Source organism: Chryseobacterium sp. BGARF1, assembly GCF_001677955.1.
Lineage (GTDB): Bacteria > Bacteroidota > Bacteroidia > Flavobacteriales > Weeksellaceae > Chryseobacterium.
The window spans coordinates 1-18,445 of sequence record NZ_LELA01000031.1 but is presented as its reverse complement, the minus strand read 5'-3'; the positions used below and the strand labels follow the sequence as shown (position 1 = coordinate 18,445).

General features: G+C 33.9%; 21 protein-coding genes and 2 tRNA genes. 13 read left to right on the top strand and 10 right to left on the bottom strand.

The window, feature by feature from the left end:
• From accD to AB671_RS05075, 6 genes are all read left to right on the top strand, one after another.
• Window positions 1-855 (top strand): acetyl-CoA carboxylase, carboxyltransferase subunit beta, encoded by an 855-nt coding sequence (gene accD, locus AB671_RS05095; RefSeq protein WP_066677141.1) that lies wholly within the window; start codon window positions 1-3, stop codon window positions 853-855.
• 140 nt (window positions 856-995) lie between these two features.
• Window positions 996-1,508 carry a DUF6973 domain-containing protein gene (locus tag AB671_RS05090; RefSeq protein WP_066677143.1) on the top strand — a complete coding sequence of 171 codons (513 nt, stop codon included), beginning with the start codon at window positions 996-998 and terminating at the stop codon, window positions 1,506-1,508.
• 178 nt (window positions 1,509-1,686) lie between these two features.
• The gene (locus AB671_RS05085) at window positions 1,687-3,090 is read left to right on the top strand and encodes a nucleoside recognition domain-containing protein (RefSeq protein WP_066677145.1); all 1,404 of its coding nucleotides are present in this window, start codon (window positions 1,687-1,689) and stop codon (window positions 3,088-3,090) included.
• A 126-nt stretch (window positions 3,091-3,216) separates the two neighbouring features.
• The gene (locus tag AB671_RS22665) at window positions 3,217-4,239 is read left to right on the top strand and encodes a DNA-binding protein (protein ID WP_194294458.1); all 1,023 of its coding nucleotides are present in this window, start codon (window positions 3,217-3,219) and stop codon (window positions 4,237-4,239) included.
• Window positions 4,239-4,724 (top strand): type II toxin-antitoxin system death-on-curing family toxin, encoded by a 486-nt coding sequence (locus tag AB671_RS05080; protein ID WP_066677146.1) that lies wholly within the window; start codon window positions 4,239-4,241, stop codon window positions 4,722-4,724. Before AB671_RS22665 ends, AB671_RS05080 begins: the two co-directional genes overlap by 1 nt.
• Before the next feature lie 41 nt (window positions 4,725-4,765).
• Window positions 4,766-5,158 carry a hypothetical protein gene (locus tag AB671_RS05075; protein ID WP_066677147.1) on the top strand — a complete coding sequence of 131 codons (393 nt, stop codon included), beginning with the start codon at window positions 4,766-4,768 and terminating at the stop codon, window positions 5,156-5,158.
• Window positions 5,159-5,173: 15 nt separating this feature from the next.
• On the opposite strand, the gene AB671_RS05070 is transcribed toward AB671_RS05075, so the two are convergent.
• The 4 genes from AB671_RS05070 to AB671_RS05055 form a co-directional block, all read right to left on the bottom strand.
• Window positions 5,174-6,052, bottom strand: a complete 879-nt coding sequence (locus AB671_RS05070) for a ferric siderophore ABC transporter substrate-binding protein (RefSeq protein WP_066677148.1) — start codon at window positions 6,050-6,052, stop codon at window positions 5,174-5,176.
• 85 nt (window positions 6,053-6,137) lie between these two features.
• Window positions 6,138-6,533 (bottom strand): ExbD/TolR family protein, encoded by a 396-nt coding sequence (locus tag AB671_RS05065; RefSeq protein ID WP_066677152.1) that lies wholly within the window; start codon window positions 6,531-6,533, stop codon window positions 6,138-6,140.
• Between the two features lie 10 nt (window positions 6,534-6,543).
• Window positions 6,544-7,248: a MotA/TolQ/ExbB proton channel family protein gene (locus AB671_RS05060; RefSeq protein ID WP_066677153.1), complete on the bottom strand. Its 705-nt coding sequence runs from the start codon at window positions 7,246-7,248 to the stop codon at window positions 6,544-6,546.
• Window positions 7,249-7,420: 172 nt separating this feature from the next.
• Entirely contained in the window at window positions 7,421-7,882 is a 462-nt protein-coding gene (locus AB671_RS05055; protein ID WP_066677154.1) for a hypothetical protein, read from the bottom strand.
• A gap of 236 nt (window positions 7,883-8,118) precedes the next feature.
• Here AB671_RS05055 and AB671_RS05050 point away from each other — a divergent pair, with 236 nt between their 5' ends.
• The 3 genes from AB671_RS05050 (at window position 8,119) to AB671_RS05040 (ending at window position 11,053) form a co-directional block, all read left to right on the top strand.
• Complete coding sequence (locus tag AB671_RS05050) at window positions 8,119-9,915, top strand: DUF885 domain-containing protein (protein WP_066677156.1); 1,797 nt, start codon at window positions 8,119-8,121, stop codon at window positions 9,913-9,915.
• Between the two features lie 88 nt (window positions 9,916-10,003).
• Window positions 10,004-10,555 carry a hypothetical protein gene (locus AB671_RS05045; protein ID WP_066677161.1) on the top strand — a complete coding sequence of 184 codons (552 nt, stop codon included), beginning with the start codon at window positions 10,004-10,006 and terminating at the stop codon, window positions 10,553-10,555.
• Window positions 10,556-10,606: 51 nt separating this feature from the next.
• Window positions 10,607-11,053 carry a DinB family protein gene (locus tag AB671_RS05040; RefSeq protein WP_066677163.1) on the top strand — a complete coding sequence of 149 codons (447 nt, stop codon included), beginning with the start codon at window positions 10,607-10,609 and terminating at the stop codon, window positions 11,051-11,053.
• 91 nt (window positions 11,054-11,144) lie between these two features.
• On the opposite strand, the gene AB671_RS05035 is transcribed toward AB671_RS05040, so the two are convergent.
• Window positions 11,145-11,774 carry an endonuclease III domain-containing protein gene (locus tag AB671_RS05035; protein ID WP_066677165.1) on the bottom strand — a complete coding sequence of 210 codons (630 nt, stop codon included), beginning with the start codon at window positions 11,772-11,774 and terminating at the stop codon, window positions 11,145-11,147.
• Window positions 11,775-11,807: 33 nt separating this feature from the next.
• On the opposite strand from AB671_RS05035, the gene bcp reads away from it, so the two are divergent.
• Complete coding sequence (bcp, locus tag AB671_RS05030) at window positions 11,808-12,257, top strand: thioredoxin-dependent thiol peroxidase (RefSeq protein ID WP_066677166.1); 450 nt, start codon at window positions 11,808-11,810, stop codon at window positions 12,255-12,257.
• A gap of 80 nt (window positions 12,258-12,337) precedes the next feature.
• On the opposite strand, the gene AB671_RS05025 is transcribed toward bcp, so the two are convergent.
• From AB671_RS05025 to AB671_RS05005, 5 genes are read right to left on the bottom strand one after another with little or no spacing between them, the layout of a single operon-like run.
• Window positions 12,338-12,877, bottom strand: coding sequence for a GNAT family N-acetyltransferase (locus AB671_RS05025; RefSeq protein WP_066677168.1), 540 nt, complete (start codon window positions 12,875-12,877; stop codon window positions 12,338-12,340).
• Window positions 12,840-13,508 (bottom strand): hypothetical protein, encoded by a 669-nt coding sequence (locus tag AB671_RS05020; RefSeq protein WP_066677170.1) that lies wholly within the window; start codon window positions 13,506-13,508, stop codon window positions 12,840-12,842. The genes AB671_RS05025 and AB671_RS05020 overlap by 38 nt, the downstream gene beginning before the upstream one ends.
• Window positions 13,509-13,541: 33 nt before the next feature.
• Window positions 13,542-14,621 (bottom strand): mannose-1-phosphate guanylyltransferase, encoded by a 1,080-nt coding sequence (locus tag AB671_RS05015; RefSeq protein ID WP_228390909.1) that lies wholly within the window; start codon window positions 14,619-14,621, stop codon window positions 13,542-13,544.
• A 2-nt stretch (window positions 14,622-14,623) separates the two neighbouring features.
• Window positions 14,624-15,214 (bottom strand): SprT-like domain-containing protein, encoded by a 591-nt coding sequence (locus AB671_RS05010; protein WP_066677173.1) that lies wholly within the window; start codon window positions 15,212-15,214, stop codon window positions 14,624-14,626.
• A 1-nt stretch (window position 15,215) separates the two neighbouring features.
• On the bottom strand, window positions 15,216-16,556 hold the full coding sequence (locus tag AB671_RS05005) for a TolC family protein (RefSeq protein ID WP_082987235.1): 1,341 nt from the start codon (window positions 16,554-16,556) through the stop codon (window positions 15,216-15,218).
• 182 nt (window positions 16,557-16,738) lie between these two features.
• On the opposite strand from AB671_RS05005, the gene AB671_RS05000 reads away from it, so the two are divergent.
• The 3 genes from AB671_RS05000 to AB671_RS04990 all read left to right on the top strand — a co-directional run bounded on the left by AB671_RS05000 (window position 16,739) and on the right by AB671_RS04990 (window position 18,205).
• Window positions 16,739-17,983 carry a bifunctional folylpolyglutamate synthase/dihydrofolate synthase gene (locus AB671_RS05000; protein ID WP_066677178.1) on the top strand — a complete coding sequence of 415 codons (1,245 nt, stop codon included), beginning with the start codon at window positions 16,739-16,741 and terminating at the stop codon, window positions 17,981-17,983.
• 42 nt (window positions 17,984-18,025) lie between these two features.
• Window positions 18,026-18,100, top strand: a tRNA-Val gene (locus tag AB671_RS04995).
• Between the two features lie 30 nt (window positions 18,101-18,130).
• Window positions 18,131-18,205 (top strand) — tRNA-Val (locus AB671_RS04990).
• The last annotated feature ends 240 nt before the right edge of the window (window positions 18,206-18,445 follow it).

The following is an 18,445-nucleotide window of genomic DNA, read 5'->3' as shown; positions in this document are numbered from 1 at the left end:
ATGGCATTCGACTGGTTTAAAAGAAAAGCACAAAATATTACTACTTCTACAGATGATAAAAAAGATGTACCAAAAGGTCTTTGGCATCAGACTCCATCAGGAAAAGTGGTAGAACACGATGAACTCAAGAAAAACAATTATGTTTCTCCTGAAGACGATTTTCATGTAAGAATAGGAAGTGCAGAGTTTTTTGACATCCTTTTTGACGAAGGAAAATTCACTGAGCTAGATGCTAATGTGGAAAGTATAGACATGCTTAGCTTTAAAGATACCAAGTCTTACACCGACCGTCTGAAAGAAGTAAAAGCAAAGACAAAACTGACTGATTCCATAAGAAACGCAGTAGGAACCGTAAACGGAACTGAAATGGTAGTTTCTTGTATGGATTTTGCTTTCATTGGAGGATCTTTGGGTTCTGTGATGGGTGAAAAAATCAGAAGAGCAATTGATTACTGTATTGAAAAAAGACTTCCTTACATGATTATTTGCCAGTCTGGTGGAGCGAGAATGCAGGAAGCAACGTATTCTTTGATGCAGTTGGCTAAAGTACAATCTAAGTTGGCTCAGCTTTCAGAAGCTGGACTTTTATACATCGCTTATCTTTGTGACCCTACTTTCGGAGGAATTACCGCATCTTTTGCAATGACCGCAGACATCATCATGGCTGAACCAAGAGCTTTAATCGGATTTGCAGGACCTAGAGTTATCCGTGAAACCATCGGTAGAGATTTACCAGAAGGCTTTCAGACTTCAGAATTTTTGCAGGAAAAAGGTTTCGTAGATTTCATTGTAAAAAGAACTGAAATTAAAGAAGTGGTTTCTAAAACAGTAAACTTATTAGCCGTAAAAGCTTAAGATTTAAACTAAAAAAAACATATCATCTCTCTCAATTTGGGAGAGATTTTTATTTAAATAATGGCAATAATTTATTTTTAAAAGCTATACTGCTTGATCTCAAAGCCAAAAGCAATAAGCTAACTGCCAACAGCCAAATTATGAGGACATTTAAAGTCGTTTTAACTACCATTACATCAATGAGTTTAAAGAAAATATTTAAACTCTTATCTGCTGTTTTACCACACCCTCTTTTTTCGATTTTAAGTTTTTATGCCACCATAAAAGCCTTTTCTATCGCACAGAAACTTTATCCTAAAACGGCATCCAAAAACGGTGAAGGAAACGCTTTCAGACATTCACTTTGGTGTTGCCTGATTATGATGTATTGCAGCAAAGTGTCTTCTCCCGAAAAAGCATTAGACTTCTGCAAAAAAATTACAGATCTGCACGAAGAATTATTTCCAAACGAGCCTTTGGAAACCAAAATGGATCTTCACAATAACAAAATAGGAATGGATTATTTCATGGAACTTCTTCCCGGAATTCACCGTCAGTTTTTTGAGAAAAGCTTTTTTATTAAAGAATTACAAAAGAAAACCGCCAATGCCAAGATTTTGAAAAGCCTGGATGATAATTTTGAAGGAGAATTGGTGTATCTGGATGAAAAATAATTCTCTTTTTTTTCCTTATTATCAGAATTTGTCATTCCGTAGGAATCTCAGTAATGCTATTGAAACTCTGTTTAGATTCCTGCGAAATGACAAACTTTATTTTAATCCAATCTTGATTTTTTAGACTTTTGCAGTTTAAAGTATTTTTAACTAAGTTTAAACAATTAATTTAATCTAAATGGTTCTCAGCAGAATTTGGTCGGCTTTCATCATCATTGCCATTACTATTGCAAGTATAAAATACATTTCGTCAAGCCACTACAAAACCATTTTCAATGATATGGTTGTAGGAAAAGGCGGCGATACCGTACAGATTGCTACCCAAAATATCACTACACTTTCTCCTATCGTAAGAGACAGCCTGATGAAAAAACCTGATTTTGCAAACAGCAGAATTCATTATAAAACAGATTCTTTAAAACAGAATGTTCAGGTTTATCGAATTCAGGAAGCAGACGGTGTCATTGGAACTTCGGAAACCGCCGTTAAAATATGTATTGGATTGATTGGAATTATGACCCTCTTCATGGGATTCATGAGTATCGCAGAAAAAGCTGGCGGAATCAATCTTTTAAGCCGATTAATACAGCCGTTTTTCTCAAAATTATTTCCTGAAATTCCTAAAAACCATCCAGCTTTCGGTCATATGCTGATGAATTTTAGCGCCAATCTTTTAGGCTTAGATAATGCTGCCACTCCATTTGGTCTAAAAGCGATGGAAAGTTTACAGACTTTAAACCCGAATAAAGATACAGCAAGTAATTCACAAATTATGTTTCTCTGCCTTCACGCAGGCGGAATGACATTGATTCCTGTTTCTATTATTGCGATCAGGGCTTCGATGGGTTCAAAAACACCGACTGATATTTTTCTTCCGTGTATGATTGCAACATTTGCAGCGACTTTAGCAGCAATGATTATTGTTTCAGCTTATCAAAAAATTAATCTATTAAAACCGGTTGTTCTTGCCTATGTCGGAGGAATTTCAGCATTAATTGCGCTTTTGGTTGTCTATTTAGTTCAATTGAGTAAGAACGAACTGGATGATTTCAGCAAAATTTTAAGTAATGGCTTGATCTTATTCATTTTTATTGCGATTGTTCTCGGTGCAGTTTATAAAAAAATTAATGTTTTCGATGCTTTTATTGAAGGCGCAAAAGAAGGTTTTTGGACCTGTGTAAAGATTATTCCGTATTTAGTAGGAATGCTGATTGCGATATCCCTATTAAGAACTTCAGGAGTTTTTGACGTCATTATTGATGGAATGAAATGGGTTGCCAATATTGCGAATTTAGACGCCAGATTTGTCGATGGTCTTCCAACGGCTTTAATCAAACCTTTATCCGGTTCAGGAGCAAGAGGAATGATGGTTGACACGATGGCGACTTTTGGCGCAGATAGTTTTCAAGGGAAGTTGGCAGCAGTTCTTCAGGGAAGCTCAGATACGACGTTTTACGTTATTGCAGTTTATTTTGGAGCAGTAGCTGTAAAGAACACGAGATACACTATAGTTGCCATGCTTTTGGCTGATTTGGTGGGCGTAATTACAGCAATTGGATTGGCGTATTTGTTTTTTGCTTAGAATACTTAGTTGAAATTCTCCTTTATCTAGTCGTCAATTAATAATTTGTTTTTCAGATATTTGTAATAAAAAGATAGAGGTCACCGACATTCATGTCGGCGACCTCATTAAATACAATCTTAAAGTATGAAAAAAGACCTTACAAATTCCGTAGTAGAGAGACGCAATATTCTTAATAATAATATTGCGATGCCTGAATTATATAAAGCTATTGGATACAAAGGCTTAAAATTTGAGTCAAAATTTAGGTTTACAAAAAATCAACTGGAATATTTCTATGAAATAGATTCTCGTACAATAGAAAGACTGTTAGTTGCACATGAAGATGAATTTTCGAAAAGTGGTTATGAAGTATTGACAGGAGAAAGACTGAGAGATTTTAAAAAGCTTATTCAAGAAGAAGATTCCAATCTTTACAATAACATTAATACTGTACCTTCATTAGGCGTATTTACTTTCAAAGCACTATTAAATGTGGGAATGCTACTTACAGGATCTGAAAGAGCAAAACAAGTACGCTCCCAAATTTTAGATATTATAATAGATGTGTTAAATCATAAAGCAGGAGGACACACTAAGTTTATCAACCAAAGAGAGGAAGCTTATATACCAGCTGCTTTAGATGAGTTTATTTTTCGTCAAAAATTTACAGATGCAATAGATCATTTCATTGAAAAAAATGATTTTAAATATGCTCAATTAACAGATAAAGTTTATAAAAGTATATTTAAAGAAGATGCTAACGAATATAAAAAAATTCTAAAGTTAAAAGCGAATGAAAGTATACGCTCTACTTTTTACACCGAAATTCTAAGAGTAGTCTCTGATTACGAAAATGCATTTGCCAAAGAATTAGAAAGAGAATCTAAAAAAAAGGAAAGGAAATTAACATTATCCGAAGCGCATCATTTATTTAATGATTTTGCAGTAAGAGCAGAAGATATGATGGAAGCATCAATAGAAGATGCCAGAAGCAAAATGGCAAGTAGAGATCTTGTATTTAGGGACGCTCTTCACGAAAAATTAGAAAATTATATTACAGAAATATCATTAAATGATTTTAATAATTTTTTAGGAGAGCAGAGTATGACATTAGAAAAGAGATTAGAACAAAACAAAGATGTGTTTAAAAGACTAAAAAATCGCTAATGACACTCATATATATTAGAAAAATTGGAGAAATTATCTCTGTTCACGATGAAGTATTACGATTATCAGGAGGACTTCAAGGCACAAAAAATATTGAAATTTTAGAAAGTGTCATTGCTCAAATACAAAATGACTTGTATTATCCTGAGCTAGAACATAAGCTAACACACCTTGTATTCTCTGTAAATAAATTTCATGCTTTTCAAGATGGGAACAAAAGAACCTCTATAGCAGTTGGTGCATTATTTTTAGAGCGAAATGGATTCGATTATATTGTTCCAAAATTTATTCAGGAAATGGAAAACATAGCTGTATGTGTAGCAGATAATGTAATAGATAAAGATATGTTAAACGAAATTATATATTCCATAATTTATGAAGATGACTACGATGAAGATTTAAAATTAAGGATAGCTATATCCATTTCATTATCAAAAGATTTGACAACTAATAATAATGAAATGGAGGATAATTCTTTATTCTAGCCAAATACACTATACTTTTTATAAAAACAAGCAACTAGATTATGATTACAGATAAAGAATTCACGTTAAGACTCATCCGTCAGTTATCTCAAGCATTAGAAAAACTGATCTTAGACAAACCTGAAGAAAGTTTAATGCAGAAAGAACTCGATTTTGATTCTTTAATGAAAGACATTTTTAAATTTGATTTTAAAGAACTTTCAGCAAAACCCAAAGAAGAAGTGATTGAAATCGTAAAAGAAAGACAGGAAAGAGACCACAAAGATTATTACGAAATGCTCGGAAATCTTTTCTATTACAACGGAAAAGTTCTGAACAATAATGACTTTTTAGATAAGGCTAAAACATTCTACGAGCTTTATCTTCAAACCAGCGGAATTTTTGCACTTCCCATTATCAATAGAATTAACGAAGTAAAAAAAGCACTTGAATAAAGTGCTTTTGTACTTTTAGAATGTGATGTTGTAAGTTCCGGTGGATGACACGCTGGCTTTTTCAGCTTTCACATATTTTTTAACCCATGCAATTGAAGTAGAAACCACACAAGGATCTGAAACTCCGCCTGATTTTCTTGCTGAAGAAATATTTCCGGCTTTATCTACAACATATGCAATGGTAATCGATCCGCTTGCTGAGCAACTGTGGCTTGGTTGCGCTCCTCCTCTTCCCATTGTTCCGGGAATATAACCTATCAATCTTCGGTCAATTCCAACTTTGCTGTCGCCATTTCCGTCTCCACCTAAAGGATCGCCATTGTTACCTATTCCCGTTCCTGTTCCCTGACTGCCGGCTTTTGTTCCACGACCCTTAAATAGATTTCCTATGGCAGCAGTTCCTTTCCCATCACCGTTTCCTGTTTTAGAATTGGCTGTTGTTGCAGAACTTTTTGTGCTTTTCGTCGTCGAACTTGCCGTTGATTTTTTATTGGTTTTTGAATCTTCTTTTTTCGGAACAGTAACTTTGGTATTTGTTCCGGTAATTATTTTTTCCTTAACCTCAGTTTTCTTTGATTCCGGTTTTGGATCCGGAGTAATTATTGTTTTAGGCTCAGAAACGACATTTTCAACTGGTTCGGGAGCTGTTTCAATAGCTTTTGCAGCCAAACTTCCTTCTTGGTTTGCTGGTTCTTCGATTCCCGCTCCATTTCGGTTATCTCCAAAGTTAACGAGCATTGTGGTAATCACCTCAGGTTCTTTTTCTCGCTCCGTAGGTTTCATTTTATAGATGAAAACGAATAACAAAATAGCAGACCAAATAAGAATAGAAAGTACTGCACTTTTTATCTTATCTTTATTTTCTTCGGCTCTATTTATCGTATAACCTCTCATTGATTTATTGGTCTCAAATTATAATTTTTATTTGCCAAGAATGCACTCATTTTCTTATTCGTGTATTCGTAGCAATACAGAATATTTATTCTTTTACCGTTGCAATAGCAATATTAAACTTATGCTTTTCTGCAATCTTCATTAAAAAAACTACGTCTTTATGCATTGTGCTTTCGTCTGCTCTTATGGTAAACGATTTTGCCGATTTGCTCTGAAGATCAGCAACGATTGTTTGTTCTACCAATTCTCTGCTTACAGGTATATCATTTACAAAATACGACCCGTCTGGTTTTACACTTACCGTCATCGGATTCGGAATATTGTTATCTACGCTTCCTGTTTGTGGAAGTTTTACATCAATTGCACTCTGATTAGCCGCCGAAGAGGTAATCATAAAGAAGATCAACATTAGCAAGATAACGTCTGTCATTGCTGCTAAACTGAATTCCGGATGCGCTTTATTTCTTCTCTGAATTTTCATCTGTTAGAATTTATAAAGGTTTATTGATAATGTCTAAAAATTCTCCCGAAACATTCTGAGTTCTCAGAACGAATTTATCAATTCTCGTCAACAAAATATTGTAGAAAAAGTTCGCCGGAATTGCCACTGCCAAACCAACTGCCGTTTGACCAAGAGCGGTATAAATACCTTCAGATAATGTTTTCGGAGAGAAAGCCCCCTCCGCATGAGACAAGTCGAAGAACGCAATAATCATCCCGATTACCGTACCCAAAAGCCCCAACATCGGTGCAATACTTGGTACAACTGCCAAAAGATTCAGGTTTTTTTCCATATTGGCAACCTCAATTTGAGCTTGAGATTCCATCGCACTTACAATATCAGAAACGGGTCTTCCCAATCTTGAAATCCCTTTTTCTAAAATTCTGGATTCTGGAGAGTTCTGTGTTTTACAATAATCAGCTGCAGCCTCTATCTTTCCATCTCGGATGAAGTCTTCGATGTTATTCATAAAATTAGAATCTGTTTTTGACGTCATTCTTTTAATAAAGAAAAATCTTTCAAAAAATAGATAAACAGAGAAAACTCCTAATAACAAAACTGTCACCATCACTATTTTAGCGAAGATACCACCATGAAAAAGGATATTCCAAAAAGAAAATTCAAGCTTTTCTACAGGTACAGTAGGTATAACGACCTGTGCAAATAAAATCTGAGTAAGTTCCGTTAGCAGCATTAATTGATTATTTTATAATGGTTTTTAAACGACAAAAATAATGGAATATTATTAATCCTTATCTTAAAATAAGCTTAAAAAACACATTCCAAAGCTAATAATGTCTTAAAAAAGCAAATTTCTTTCCAAAAAGTATTTGAAAAGAAATTTGTAGTTTATATTTTGGTAACGATTAGTCTTCGTCTACCTCTATTTCATCTTGTTTGAATTCGCATTTCAGTCTGAAAGAAATCGGAGTATCAGAACCCGTATAAAAATCGTCAATCGTTCCTTTCCAAACTACCTGAAGCTCATCTTCTTCATTTTTTTCGAAGCAAAGCTCATTATCATAAAGAAAAGCATCTTCATCATCAAACAAATTGACTTCGGTATAAACCTCATCATCAGAATCGTTGATTTCGAATGTTTTTCCTTCGATTTCAGAAGAATCTATCGGAAATTCAATTACCTCAAGCGAAAGCTGAGGAAAATTATACTGTAGAGAATCGTCGTCTACGTGGTCTAACCCGTCGTCGGTAATAACCTGTACTTCCAGAAAGTGTTTTTGATTACTATAAACAGCCTTGCAATAAGTGCTTTTTATATTGTATTTTAATGTCTCGTCTGGATGGTAAATTTTTAAAATCCCTTTCATTATTTCTTAAAAAAGAGCTGTAATACTATGATTGTTAAATGCTTTAGGCAAAGATAAAAAATTGTACGAATCTGAAAAATATTTTGAAAATTATTTTTATTAAAATCTATATTTAACAACAAATTTAATTACAATATTGGCTATTTTTGTTATCTATTCAGTTCAATATAATGCTGAAACAAAATTTTGTAACAACAATTGCGTTTCACCTTACAAATAAAAGGTAAAGATTATCTATGAAAAATATTTTATTTAAAACCATTGTCGGGCTCGGCTTAGCGGTAAGCATTTCATCATGCAAAAAATCAGATTCGCCGTTAACGAAAGTTACCCCTACCAACATTGATTCTATTGCCTCTAATTACTACGAGCAATATTTAAAACTTTATCCTTTAGAAGCTACATCACAAGGAGATTTGAGGTACAACGACCAACTTCCTATCAATATCGATAAAGATTTTATTTTGGGTGAAATTGCTTTTTATAACTCTATCCAAAAACAGCTTGAAAATGTAGATTACAAAGGTCTTTCAGATGAAGACAAAGTGGTTTATGATGTTTTAGATTATACTTTAAAAGATAAAATTGAAGCGTATACTTATCATCCTGAATACATTCCTTTCAGCCAGTTTACAGGTTTGCCGCTCAACTTTCCTTTGTATGGAAGCGGACAGGGAAGCCAGCCTTTCAACACAGAAAAAGACTATGAAGACTGGTTAAAAAGAATGGAAAAATTTCCGGAGTGGATGAATGCTGCTGCAGATAATTTCCGAGAAGGAATAAACAATAAGGTAGTTCTTCCAAGAAAGCTGGTGGTAAAAATGATTCCTCAAATGAGAGCTGAAGAGATCATTACACCAGATTTTGAAAAGAATATTTTCTACGGTCCTGTAAAAAACTTTCCAAAAAGCTTCAGCAAAGAACAAAAAGAAAAACTGACCAACCTCTACAAGGATGCTATTACAAAAAACATCATTCCTGCGTATACAAAAATGGGTGAGTTTTTAGAGAAAGAATATTTGCCAAAAGCAAGAGAAACAGACGGATATAATAGCCTACCTAAAGGAGATAATATCTACAAATATTACGCTAAAAGCTGGACAACCACTAACAAAACACCTGAAGAAATCAATAAAATTGGTCTACAACAAGTTGCGATGTTGCGTGGAGAAATGGAAAAAGTAAAGCAGCAAGTTGGTTTCAAAGGAACACTTGAAGAGTTTATCAATTCTGTAAAAACAGACCCGAAAGCAATGCCTTACAAAACCTCAAAAGAAGTTTTGGATGGTTTCAATGGGATTTTAGCTAAAATAACGCCGAAGCTAAAAACAATGTTTAGCGTAACGCCAAAAACCAAGTTTGAGATTAGACAAACTGAAAAATTCAGAGAAGCAAGTGCAAGTGCAGAATACATCCAAGGCACTCCCGACGGAAAAAGACCGGGAATTTTCTACATGCCACTTCCCGACCCTTCAAAATTCAACGTTACCTCAGGAATGGAATCTCTGTTTTTACACGAAGCCATTCCGGGTCACCATTATCAGGTTTCTCTGCAACAGGAAAATACAAAACTTCCAAAATTCATGAGATTTGGCTGGTTTGGAGCGTATGGTGAAGGTTGGGCACATTATTGCGAAACGTTAGGTCCGGAATTCGGTTTGTATACAGATCCTTACCAAAAAATGGGATACCTAAGCGATCAGATGCTTCGTGCCGTTCGTTTGGTAGTTGATACCGGAATTCACACCGGAAAAATGACAAGAGAAGATGCTATTACTTATTTCCTAAACAATATCGCTTATGATGAAGCCGGTGCAACGGCAGAAGTTGAACGATATATGGCAATGCCCGGACAAGCTTTAGGTTACAAAATTGGTTCTTTAAGGATCAGAGAATTGAGAGAAAAATATCAAAAAGAATTGGACAATAAATTTAATCTAGCAAAATTTCATGATGAAGTTTTGAGTCAGGGTTGTCTTCCTTTGGATGTTTTAAACAGAAAAATGGAGCTTTGGGCAACGAAGCAGAAGTAAGTTTAACCTAAAGAAAATTCTCATAAAATATAGAAGCCACGAATTAATTTTTCGTGGCTTTTTTGTTTAGATTTGTTTAAGCTAAATTATGAAAGAACTTTTATATTTTTTATTCGTTTTTATACTCTGCTTATTCATTTTAAGCTGCAAAAAAGAGAAGAAAGCCGAACAGTCTTTTGAAAAATTTGTCATTGATAAAAATCTTCCACAAAATGACACTATTAAATTGTTATCAAAATATCCTGAACTGAAACTTTATAAAAAGGAAAAATTAGAAAGTAAAACAAGAACGGCTTATATTATTCAGACCACAGTTTTATTTCAAACTGATAAATATAAATGCAACGCTGTTTCAAAAAATGATACCCTGGAGATTTTACTCAATAACAATAATGGCCTTTATGGAAATGGTGTTTTAATCAAAATATTTGATAATCATTTTTTCATTAAAGATATTGATCCTAAAACCTTACATGGCGAAATAAAACTTATGAAGACGAAACCTGTTTATCAAAAATTAGTTCTTAATAAGAATAGTTTTCAGAAAAATGACACCGTTTATGGTTTTATAAATTACAATACGAAAGTAGAACAGTTTACAAAAGACTTCAAAGGATATTTTAAAGCAGTCATTAAATAAAGCGTATCTAAAAATATTTAATTTTGATGCAAAAATTACAATCTTAAAGTTATGACAGAAAGTATAAGATCATTATTCACAAGAGATTTAAATCAATTAAAAAAAGAAATAGAAGCCTATCAAAACGAAGAAAACATCTGGAAAATTGATAAAAATATTCTCAATTCTGCAGGAAATTTAGCACTTCATTTGGTTGGAAATATCAATCATTTTATCGGATCAATATTGGGAAATTCAGGGTATGTAAGAAACAGAGAGCTTGAATTTTCATTAAAAAATGTTCCAAGAACGGAATTGATTGAGAAAATTGAAAAAACGATTGAGGTTGTACATTCTTCACTCAATCAATTATCAGAGGAAGATTTGAAAAAAGAATATCCGATTGAAGCTTTAGGCTACCCAATGACAACAGAATATTTTCTGATTCATTTGTTTGGGCATTTGAGTTATCATTTGGGACAAATCAACTATCACAGAAGATTATTGGATGTGAAATAATTTTTAAAATTTTGTTGTAAAACAACCCTTCAAAAATTCTTTCGAATTTTCGCCACCCCTCCATTGGAGGGGAATTTTTGCGGCTGTCACATTACTTATTTTTTTCTTCGAACAACATTTTCGTAATAAAGTCTTTCTCGCCTTTTCCTCTTGCTGGAGAATATTCTCGGCCATAGAAAATAATCTGAAGATGAAGTTTATTCCAAAACTCTTCTTTCCATAATTTTTTGGCATCTTTCTCGGTTTCTACGACATTTTTTCCGGAAGTGAGTTTCCATTGCGTCATCAATCTATGAATGTGCGTATCGACCGGAAAAGCAGGAAATCCAAAGCCTTGACTCATCACTACAGAAGCCGTTTTATGGCCCACTCCTGCCAATTCTTCAAGCTCTTCGTAGGTTTGAGGTACAATGCCGTTGTGCTTTTCCAAAAGCTGCTCTGCCATTTTTTTCAGATTCTTAGCTTTTGTATTCGAAAGTCCGATTTCTTTGATGAGTTCTTTAATTTCAAAATCCTCCAGTTTTGCCATTCTTTGTGGCGTTCCTGCTACTGCGAAAAGTTCGGGAGTTACCTCATTAACCTTTTTATCGGTAGTTTGCGCAGAAAGTGCAACAGCAACCATTAAAGTATAAACGTCTGTATGGTCTAAAAAAATAGGGACAACGGGATATAACTTTTCTAATTCTTCCAGAACGAGTGCGGCTCTTTGCTTTTTTGTCATTTAACCATTAAATTTGAACAAAAATAAATCATTATGCTGAAAGTTGGAGATAAATTACCACAATTTGAAGGAACAAATCAGGATGGAGAAATCATTGATTCTAATAACTTACTTGGAAAGAAATTAGTAGTTTTCTTTTATCCGCAAGCGAGTACGCCGACTTGTACTGTAGAAGCTTGTAATTTAAGTGATAATTATTCGCAGTTGGAAGAGGCAGGATTTCAGCTTTTAGGAATAAGTGGAGATGCCGTAAAAAAGCAGAAAAATTTTCACAGCAAATTTGCATTTCCTTACGACCTTATTGCTGATGAAAGCCGTGATATTATTGAGAAATTTGGAGTTTGGAAGGAAAAGAAAACCTTTGGGAAAACCTATATGGGAATTGTAAGAACCACTTTTATTTTCGATGAAAAAGGAATTTGCATCAGAGTTATTGAAAAAGTGACTTCTAAAACGGCGGCAACTCAGATATTGGAAGGATAAGTCTTAAATATAAATTTCACGAATGTTTTCACAAATATCTTATGCTGATTCGTGAAAACATTCGTGCAATTTGTGTTTCATTATTCCGTTTCGTAATACATCAACTCCTCATCTTCATTAGGAAGTGTTACATGTTTTTGGAATTTTAAACCTAATCTTTCAATTAATTTTTGAGAAGAAAAGTTGTCTTTTGAGGTAATGGCAGAAATTTTATGTAAACCAAAATCTTGCATTCCGATAGATTTTACCTTCTGCGCAGCTTCAAACATCAAACCTTTACCTTCATATTTTTCAAGGACAGAAAACCCGATATCTGCAACATCCAAACCTTCTCTTTCGAAGATTCCCACACTTCCGATTTTCTGATTTCCTTCTTTTAAAACAAGAATAAAATTTCCGAATCCTCGTTTTTCAATTTGCGGTAAAAACTTAGATTTAATATAATTCTCGGCATCAGAAAGAGAATTAATGTTTTTATTTCCAATAAACTTTATAAAATTGGGCATATTATAAAGCTGAAAAATAATATCAGCATCATCTACATCAACAGGTCGAATTAAAAGCCTTTCTGTTTCGTAGAAGTTATTTTCTTTTATTGGAAGGTTGCTTTTGGGGTTCATTTTTAGGTTCTTCTTTCTTTTCTATTTTTAAAAGACGCGGGTTATTTGTACAGTTTTTAGTATAAACTTCGATGTAAGTTCCGTTATCTTTAATATTTGAAACTATGCCTGTCGATTTATTGACCGTTAATGTAAAATGTGTTTTCTGATAAGGACATTCTTTTGAGGTGACCTTTCCAAGATCAAGATAGTAATTCGTTTTATCGTCGTAATAATTCGCTGCAATATCTACAAATTGCTCATCAATCAAATAACCATCCAAAACAGCCAATAAAGCAGCCTCTTCAGCGTTATCAACCTTGCCAATAAACTCTTTTAACTCCTTTTGATCTGTTAAATAACTTATTTTCCCTCCTACCGAACAAACAATATAATAAAAACTTTCTTCACCCGGTCTGAAATTAAATCCCACAAATTGAGGAAGATAATCCTGCTTAGTTCCTGAGACTTTTACTTCTCTATTTTTACCATATTTGTTATTGACCAATACCCAAAAATCAACTTTTGTACTGGGAACTATTTTACCCAAAACATAGTCAATATTTGAGAACTTTTTCTTTTCCTGAGAAAAAACAGAAATCCCCAAAAACAAAAAAACAAAAAGAAAACTAGGAGCTATAATTTTTTTCATAGTTTGAAATGCGGACAGAAACTATACCAATATTTACATAAATTTCTCTCCTTTTTTAAGGCTTTTTAAATCTAAAACGTATTCTTTAATCTGCTGGTCGTGTTCTCTTGGGCAAATTAATAATACCTTATCTGTATCTACAACGATAAAATCTTTCAAACCGTCTATTACAACCGCCTTATTATTTTTCACATGAATAATATTCCCTGTAGAATTGTAGGTAAGCGCTGTTTTGATATTGACTGCATTTTCGTTTTGATCTCTTTCACTGTTTTCGAAAACTGAAGTCCAGGTTCCAAGATCGCTCCAGCCTAGATCTGCAGGAATTACATGTACATTTTTAGCTTTTTCTAAAATCCCGTTATCAATCGATATTTTCTGAATTTTAGGATAAATCAGTTCTATACAGCTTAACTCAGCTTCCGCATTGTATTCACAAGCCGTAAACTGTTGAGTCATATCCGGCAAGAATGTCTCAAAAGCTTTATGAATAGATTTTACATTCCAGATAAAGATGCCGGCATTCCAAAGGAAATCACCGCTTTCAAGGAAGCTTTTAGCAATCTCAAGAATCGGTTTTTCGGTGAATGTTTTAACTTTATAATAGTCTGAATCTTTTTTATCAACAAACTGAATATATCCGTAACCCGTATCTGGTCTTGTCGGCGTAATTCCTAAAGTCACTAAATAATCATGAGTCGACGCAATATTAAATGCCAATTCTACCTTCTCTAAAAAGACATCTTCTTTTAAGATTAAATGATCCGCAGGAAGCACAATCATTGTAGCATCTGGATTAATTTCGGCAATTTTATTGGCCATATAAAGATTACAAGCTGCGGTATTTTTCATCAAAGGCTCTCCTACCACATTCTCCTCAGGTATTTCTGGTAACTGCTGATGAGAAAGCGCTACATACTCTTTATTGGTGATTACAAATATATTTTCTTTAGGAATAGCTTTGCTGATTCTGTCATACGTCTGCTGAATCATGGTGCGGCCAGTTCCTAAAATATCCTGAAATTGTTTGGGAAATTTCTGTGTGCTCAGAGGCCAGAATCGACTACCGATTCCTCCTGCCATAATCACACAGTATTTATCTGATTTTAACATATTTAACTGCATTTTTTCACTCTAGCCAAAGGTTTGAAAGAATACTTTCGTCCTGTAACCAGATTCACACAAAGATAGTTTTTTTTAATAAGACCTTCCAACAAATACTTTTCGCTTCGATAGATGAAATTTTCACCTTTATAAAGCTTTTCTATATAAACCTCATCATCATCTTGATTTTCAATATGAAAATATTTTACCAGATCTGGGCTTGCCATAAAATTGGCTTTTGGAGATTGCGAAAATTTAATAATAATTGGTTTTAAATCTTCGTCGTAAACATCTACACTTTCCAAAAGCATTTCCCTGAAAGTATGTTTCCATTCGTTACCGTGTGGAGCAATTCTTCTTCCGAATTTTTCGAAAGCAATAAGATGTGCCAATTCATGGGTTAATACGAAAAAGAAAAGCTGCGGAGCTAATGTAGAATTGATAGTAATTTCATGCGAATTGTCTCTCAATTTACGATAATCTCCAAGTTTTGAATTTCGGTTTCTAGTAACTTTTATGTGAATAGAATAATCTGAAAACCACTTCCTTAAATACAAAAGTGTATTTTGAGGCAAATATTTTTCTAAAGACTGAATAGACATCTTACAAAGTTAGCGGAATCCCTGAATAGAAATTCAATAATTTAAGACTGAAAAGATAATTAAATTTCGCCTGCTCAACCGAGCCTTGAGAGTTCGCATAATTGTTTCGGGCAATGTTTAAATCATAAATTGTTGTACGACCTGCCGTATAACTTTTATCTGCAAATTCCATTGCCAATTTTGTGCTTTTTGCAGCTTCTACAGCAGAAAGATATATTTCGTAATTGGCATCTGCATCAAACTGAGCTTGCTGTACACTTTGTCTTACCGTCTGTTTTTGCTGTTCTAAAGTTGTTTTAGCGATATTTTCGTTGATTTTTGATTGCTCTACCTGAAGTTTGGTAATTCCTTTATTGAAAATAGGAATATTTAAACTCAGCCCACCTTGCTGCCCAAAGTTATCTTTGTACTGTTGAAAAAAGCTTCCTTCTTTTATATAAAAAGTGGGGCTCCCTACATTATTGGTATTCAATAAATTATTATAAAAACTTCCTATTCCCACACTCGCAGTAAGAGTTGGCCAGAAAGACGTTTTTGTAATTTCTGTCTGAGTTTCTGCAGATTTTATTCTGCTTTCTGCTGCTTTTATTTGCGGTTGATTTCCGTAAGCCAAATTCAAAACATCATCTACAGAAAACAATTGAGGAGTCAATTTATCCTCAACTTCCACATCTTCTACATCAAAATCTTTGTACTCTTTTAACTGAAGTAATTGTGCTAAAGCAAACAAACTTCTACCAACATTGATTTCGGCTGTCTTTAAATTTTGTTTTTCTCTTGCCCAAGCTGCTTCTGCTTCTGCTACAATTGTTTGAGCTGTTGTTCCTACTTCTGTAGTTATTTTTGCTCTATCAAATTGTTTTTTTGCATTTTCTGTTGCACTTTGAGAAATTTTTACGATTTCCTTGTTCAGTAAAGTCGTTAAATATTGTTGAGCAATCTGAAGTGAAATATCATTTTTAATAGTTTCAATATCATACTGACTTGCCTCTACATCAAATTGAGATTTTCTGATTGTTTTTTCAAGTCTTCCGTTGTTGTAAACCAAAATATCTGCGCCCAAATTAGCAGAATTGCTGAATCTGTCGTTTCTAATACTTCCTGTTCCTAAAGAAGCCTGCCCAAAACTTACATTATTTCCTACGCTTGCATTTACAGAAGGAAGGTAATTTTTCTGGGCAATTTTAAGATTAGAATCCTGAATCTGTTTTGAATATTCATTCTGAATAACCTGAAGATTATGTTTTACTGCGTAGTCTACACATTCACGCAAAGACCATTTTTGCTGAGCGTTTAATCCTGCAAAGGCTAATCCCAAAACAACCGTCAAAACTTTTTTCATAAGGAAATATTTAATTTTTTTTCAAATGGTGTCGTTATTTTCAATTGATTTTTTCTGTGAAAAAGCTTATAAATAACGATTTCAAATTGGCTTTATTCAAATTAGACGTAAAGATTGTAAAAAAGTTACAGATTTAGAAAATTATTGTTTCATTTTAATGAAAGTTTTGAGAATTTTGCATCATGACAAACGCACAATATCAGGAAGCTGTAGAATGGCTTTTCGTTCAGGCGCCAAACTATCAGTTAGATGGACAAAAAGCATACAAACCGGGACTTGGAAATATCACAAGACTCTGCGCTTTTTTTGACAACCCGCAAGATAAAATAAAATGCATTCACATTGGAGGAACCAACGGAAAAGGTTCCACCAGCAACATGCTTTCGTCGGTTCTTCAGGAAGCGGGTTACAAAACGGGGTTATATAATTCTCCACATCTTATTGATTTTACAGAACGGATTAAAGTTAACGGTAAAAATTGCGATAAAGAGTTTGTCTATAATTTCATTTTAAAACTAAAAAAACTCCCTGAAGATATCCTCCCCTCTTTTTTTGAATTTACGACAATTATGGCATTTGAATATTTTGCTCAGCAAAAGGTAGACTTTGCGATTATTGAGGTTGGTTTGGGCGGAAGATTAGATTCAACCAATATTATCAAACCTTTGGTTACAGCCATTACTAATGTACAGCTCGACCATCAAAATATCTTAGGAGATACCATCGAAGAAATTGCCTACGAAAAAGCAGGAATTATAAAAAGTAACACCCCGATCATTTTCGGAGATGATAATGAAACGGTAAAAAACATTATTAAAGACAAAGCAGCTAAAGAAAACGCTCCATTTATCGATGCCACTTTATTAAAAACCGAGCTAAAATCAGATTTGAAGGGAAACTATCAAAACAAAAACATTAAAGTTGTTTTAGGTTTAGTTGAAGAATTGAGAAAACTAAACTACCCTATCTCAGATAAAAATATTGAATCCGGACTTTTAACCGTTCATCAAAATACAGGATTTATTGGCCGTTGGTTTGAATTTTCCCAAGATCCTTTGACTATTTGTGATACAGGGCACAATCAGGCTGGTTTGGAATCGGTTTTTGAACAGTTAAATTCTATTGAAAAGCACAAACATATTGTTTTAGGTTTTGTAAATGACAAAAAAATAGATGATGTAATGGGCTTACTTCCTGAAAATTCTAAGTTTTATTTTGCAAAACCATCCATCAACAGAGGAAGACACCCTCAAGATTATGAAGATTTGTTGATTGAATCGAAAATTTTTTATAAAATTTTCGATTCTGTACAAGAAGCGTATCTTTCTGCAAAACAAGAATGTACAAATGAAGAAATGATTTTTATTGGCGGAAGCAACTTTGTAGTTGGAGATTTTTTAGAAAAAAATTTGGAAATTTGTGAATAAGTCGTATATTTGCACCACTCTAAACAACGGTAACGTTGCAAGGGGCGATTAGCTCAGTTGGTTCAGAGCATCTGGTTTACACCCAGAGGGTCGGGGGTTCGAATCCCTCATCGCCCACAAAAGTTCCTAAAACTTTTAAAAAATTTAGGGCTCTTAGCTCAGTTGGTTCAGAGCATCTGGTTTACACCCAGAGGGTCGGGGGTTCGAATCCCTCAGGGCCCACAAAAACTCTCAGATTTTTCTGAGAGTTTTTTATTTTATGGACTCATGCAGATTATGCTCAAAAGTTGGGGCTAGGCAAAAATTTCAGCTAATTAATCAATCTCAAAAATGGGACTTTAAGGATAAAGTGGATCAACAACAAAACCTGGGGGCTAAGCAAAAAGTTTGGATAATCTGAATAGAAAAAAAGACTTATCTCGTACGCCTCTAAGTTGTAATCTGAAGTTTTTTATTTTCGCA

Coding starts and splice junctions, on each gene's coding strand:
- accD (WP_066677141.1), top strand. CDS start 1: ATGGCATTCGACTGGTTTAAAAGAAAAGCACAAAATATTACTACTTCT.
- AB671_RS05075 (WP_066677147.1), top strand. CDS start 4,766: ATGATTACAGATAAAGAATTCACGTTAAGACTCATCCGTCAGTTATCT.
- AB671_RS05085 (WP_066677145.1), top strand. CDS start 1,687: ATGGTTCTCAGCAGAATTTGGTCGGCTTTCATCATCATTGCCATTACT.
- AB671_RS05055 (WP_066677154.1), bottom strand. CDS start 7,882: ATGAAAGGGATTTTAAAAATTTACCATCCAGACGAGACATTAAAATAC.
- AB671_RS05080 (WP_066677146.1), top strand. CDS start 4,239: ATGACACTCATATATATTAGAAAAATTGGAGAAATTATCTCTGTTCAC.
- AB671_RS05090 (WP_066677143.1), top strand. CDS start 996: ATGAGGACATTTAAAGTCGTTTTAACTACCATTACATCAATGAGTTTA.
- AB671_RS05015 (WP_228390909.1), bottom strand. CDS start 14,621: ATGTTAAAATCAGATAAATACTGTGTGATTATGGCAGGAGGAATCGGT.
- AB671_RS05050 (WP_066677156.1), top strand. CDS start 8,119: ATGAAAAATATTTTATTTAAAACCATTGTCGGGCTCGGCTTAGCGGTA.
- AB671_RS05065 (WP_066677152.1), bottom strand. CDS start 6,533: ATGAAAATTCAGAGAAGAAATAAAGCGCATCCGGAATTCAGTTTAGCA.
- AB671_RS05025 (WP_066677168.1), bottom strand. CDS start 12,877: ATGAACCCCAAAAGCAACCTTCCAATAAAAGAAAATAACTTCTACGAA.
- AB671_RS05070 (WP_066677148.1), bottom strand. CDS start 6,052: ATGAGAGGTTATACGATAAATAGAGCCGAAGAAAATAAAGATAAGATA.
- AB671_RS05040 (WP_066677163.1), top strand. CDS start 10,607: ATGACAGAAAGTATAAGATCATTATTCACAAGAGATTTAAATCAATTA.
- AB671_RS05005 (WP_082987235.1), bottom strand. CDS start 16,556: ATGAAAAAAGTTTTGACGGTTGTTTTGGGATTAGCCTTTGCAGGATTA.
- AB671_RS05010 (WP_066677173.1), bottom strand. CDS start 15,214: ATGTCTATTCAGTCTTTAGAAAAATATTTGCCTCAAAATACACTTTTG.
- bcp (WP_066677166.1), top strand. CDS start 11,808: ATGCTGAAAGTTGGAGATAAATTACCACAATTTGAAGGAACAAATCAG.
- AB671_RS05045 (WP_066677161.1), top strand. CDS start 10,004: ATGAAAGAACTTTTATATTTTTTATTCGTTTTTATACTCTGCTTATTC.
- AB671_RS05020 (WP_066677170.1), bottom strand. CDS start 13,508: ATGAAAAAAATTATAGCTCCTAGTTTTCTTTTTGTTTTTTTGTTTTTG.
- AB671_RS05060 (WP_066677153.1), bottom strand. CDS start 7,248: ATGCTGCTAACGGAACTTACTCAGATTTTATTTGCACAGGTCGTTATA.
- AB671_RS05000 (WP_066677178.1), top strand. CDS start 16,739: ATGACAAACGCACAATATCAGGAAGCTGTAGAATGGCTTTTCGTTCAG.
- AB671_RS22665 (WP_194294458.1), top strand. CDS start 3,217: ATGAAAAAAGACCTTACAAATTCCGTAGTAGAGAGACGCAATATTCTT.
- AB671_RS05035 (WP_066677165.1), bottom strand. CDS start 11,774: ATGACAAAAAAGCAAAGAGCCGCACTCGTTCTGGAAGAATTAGAAAAG.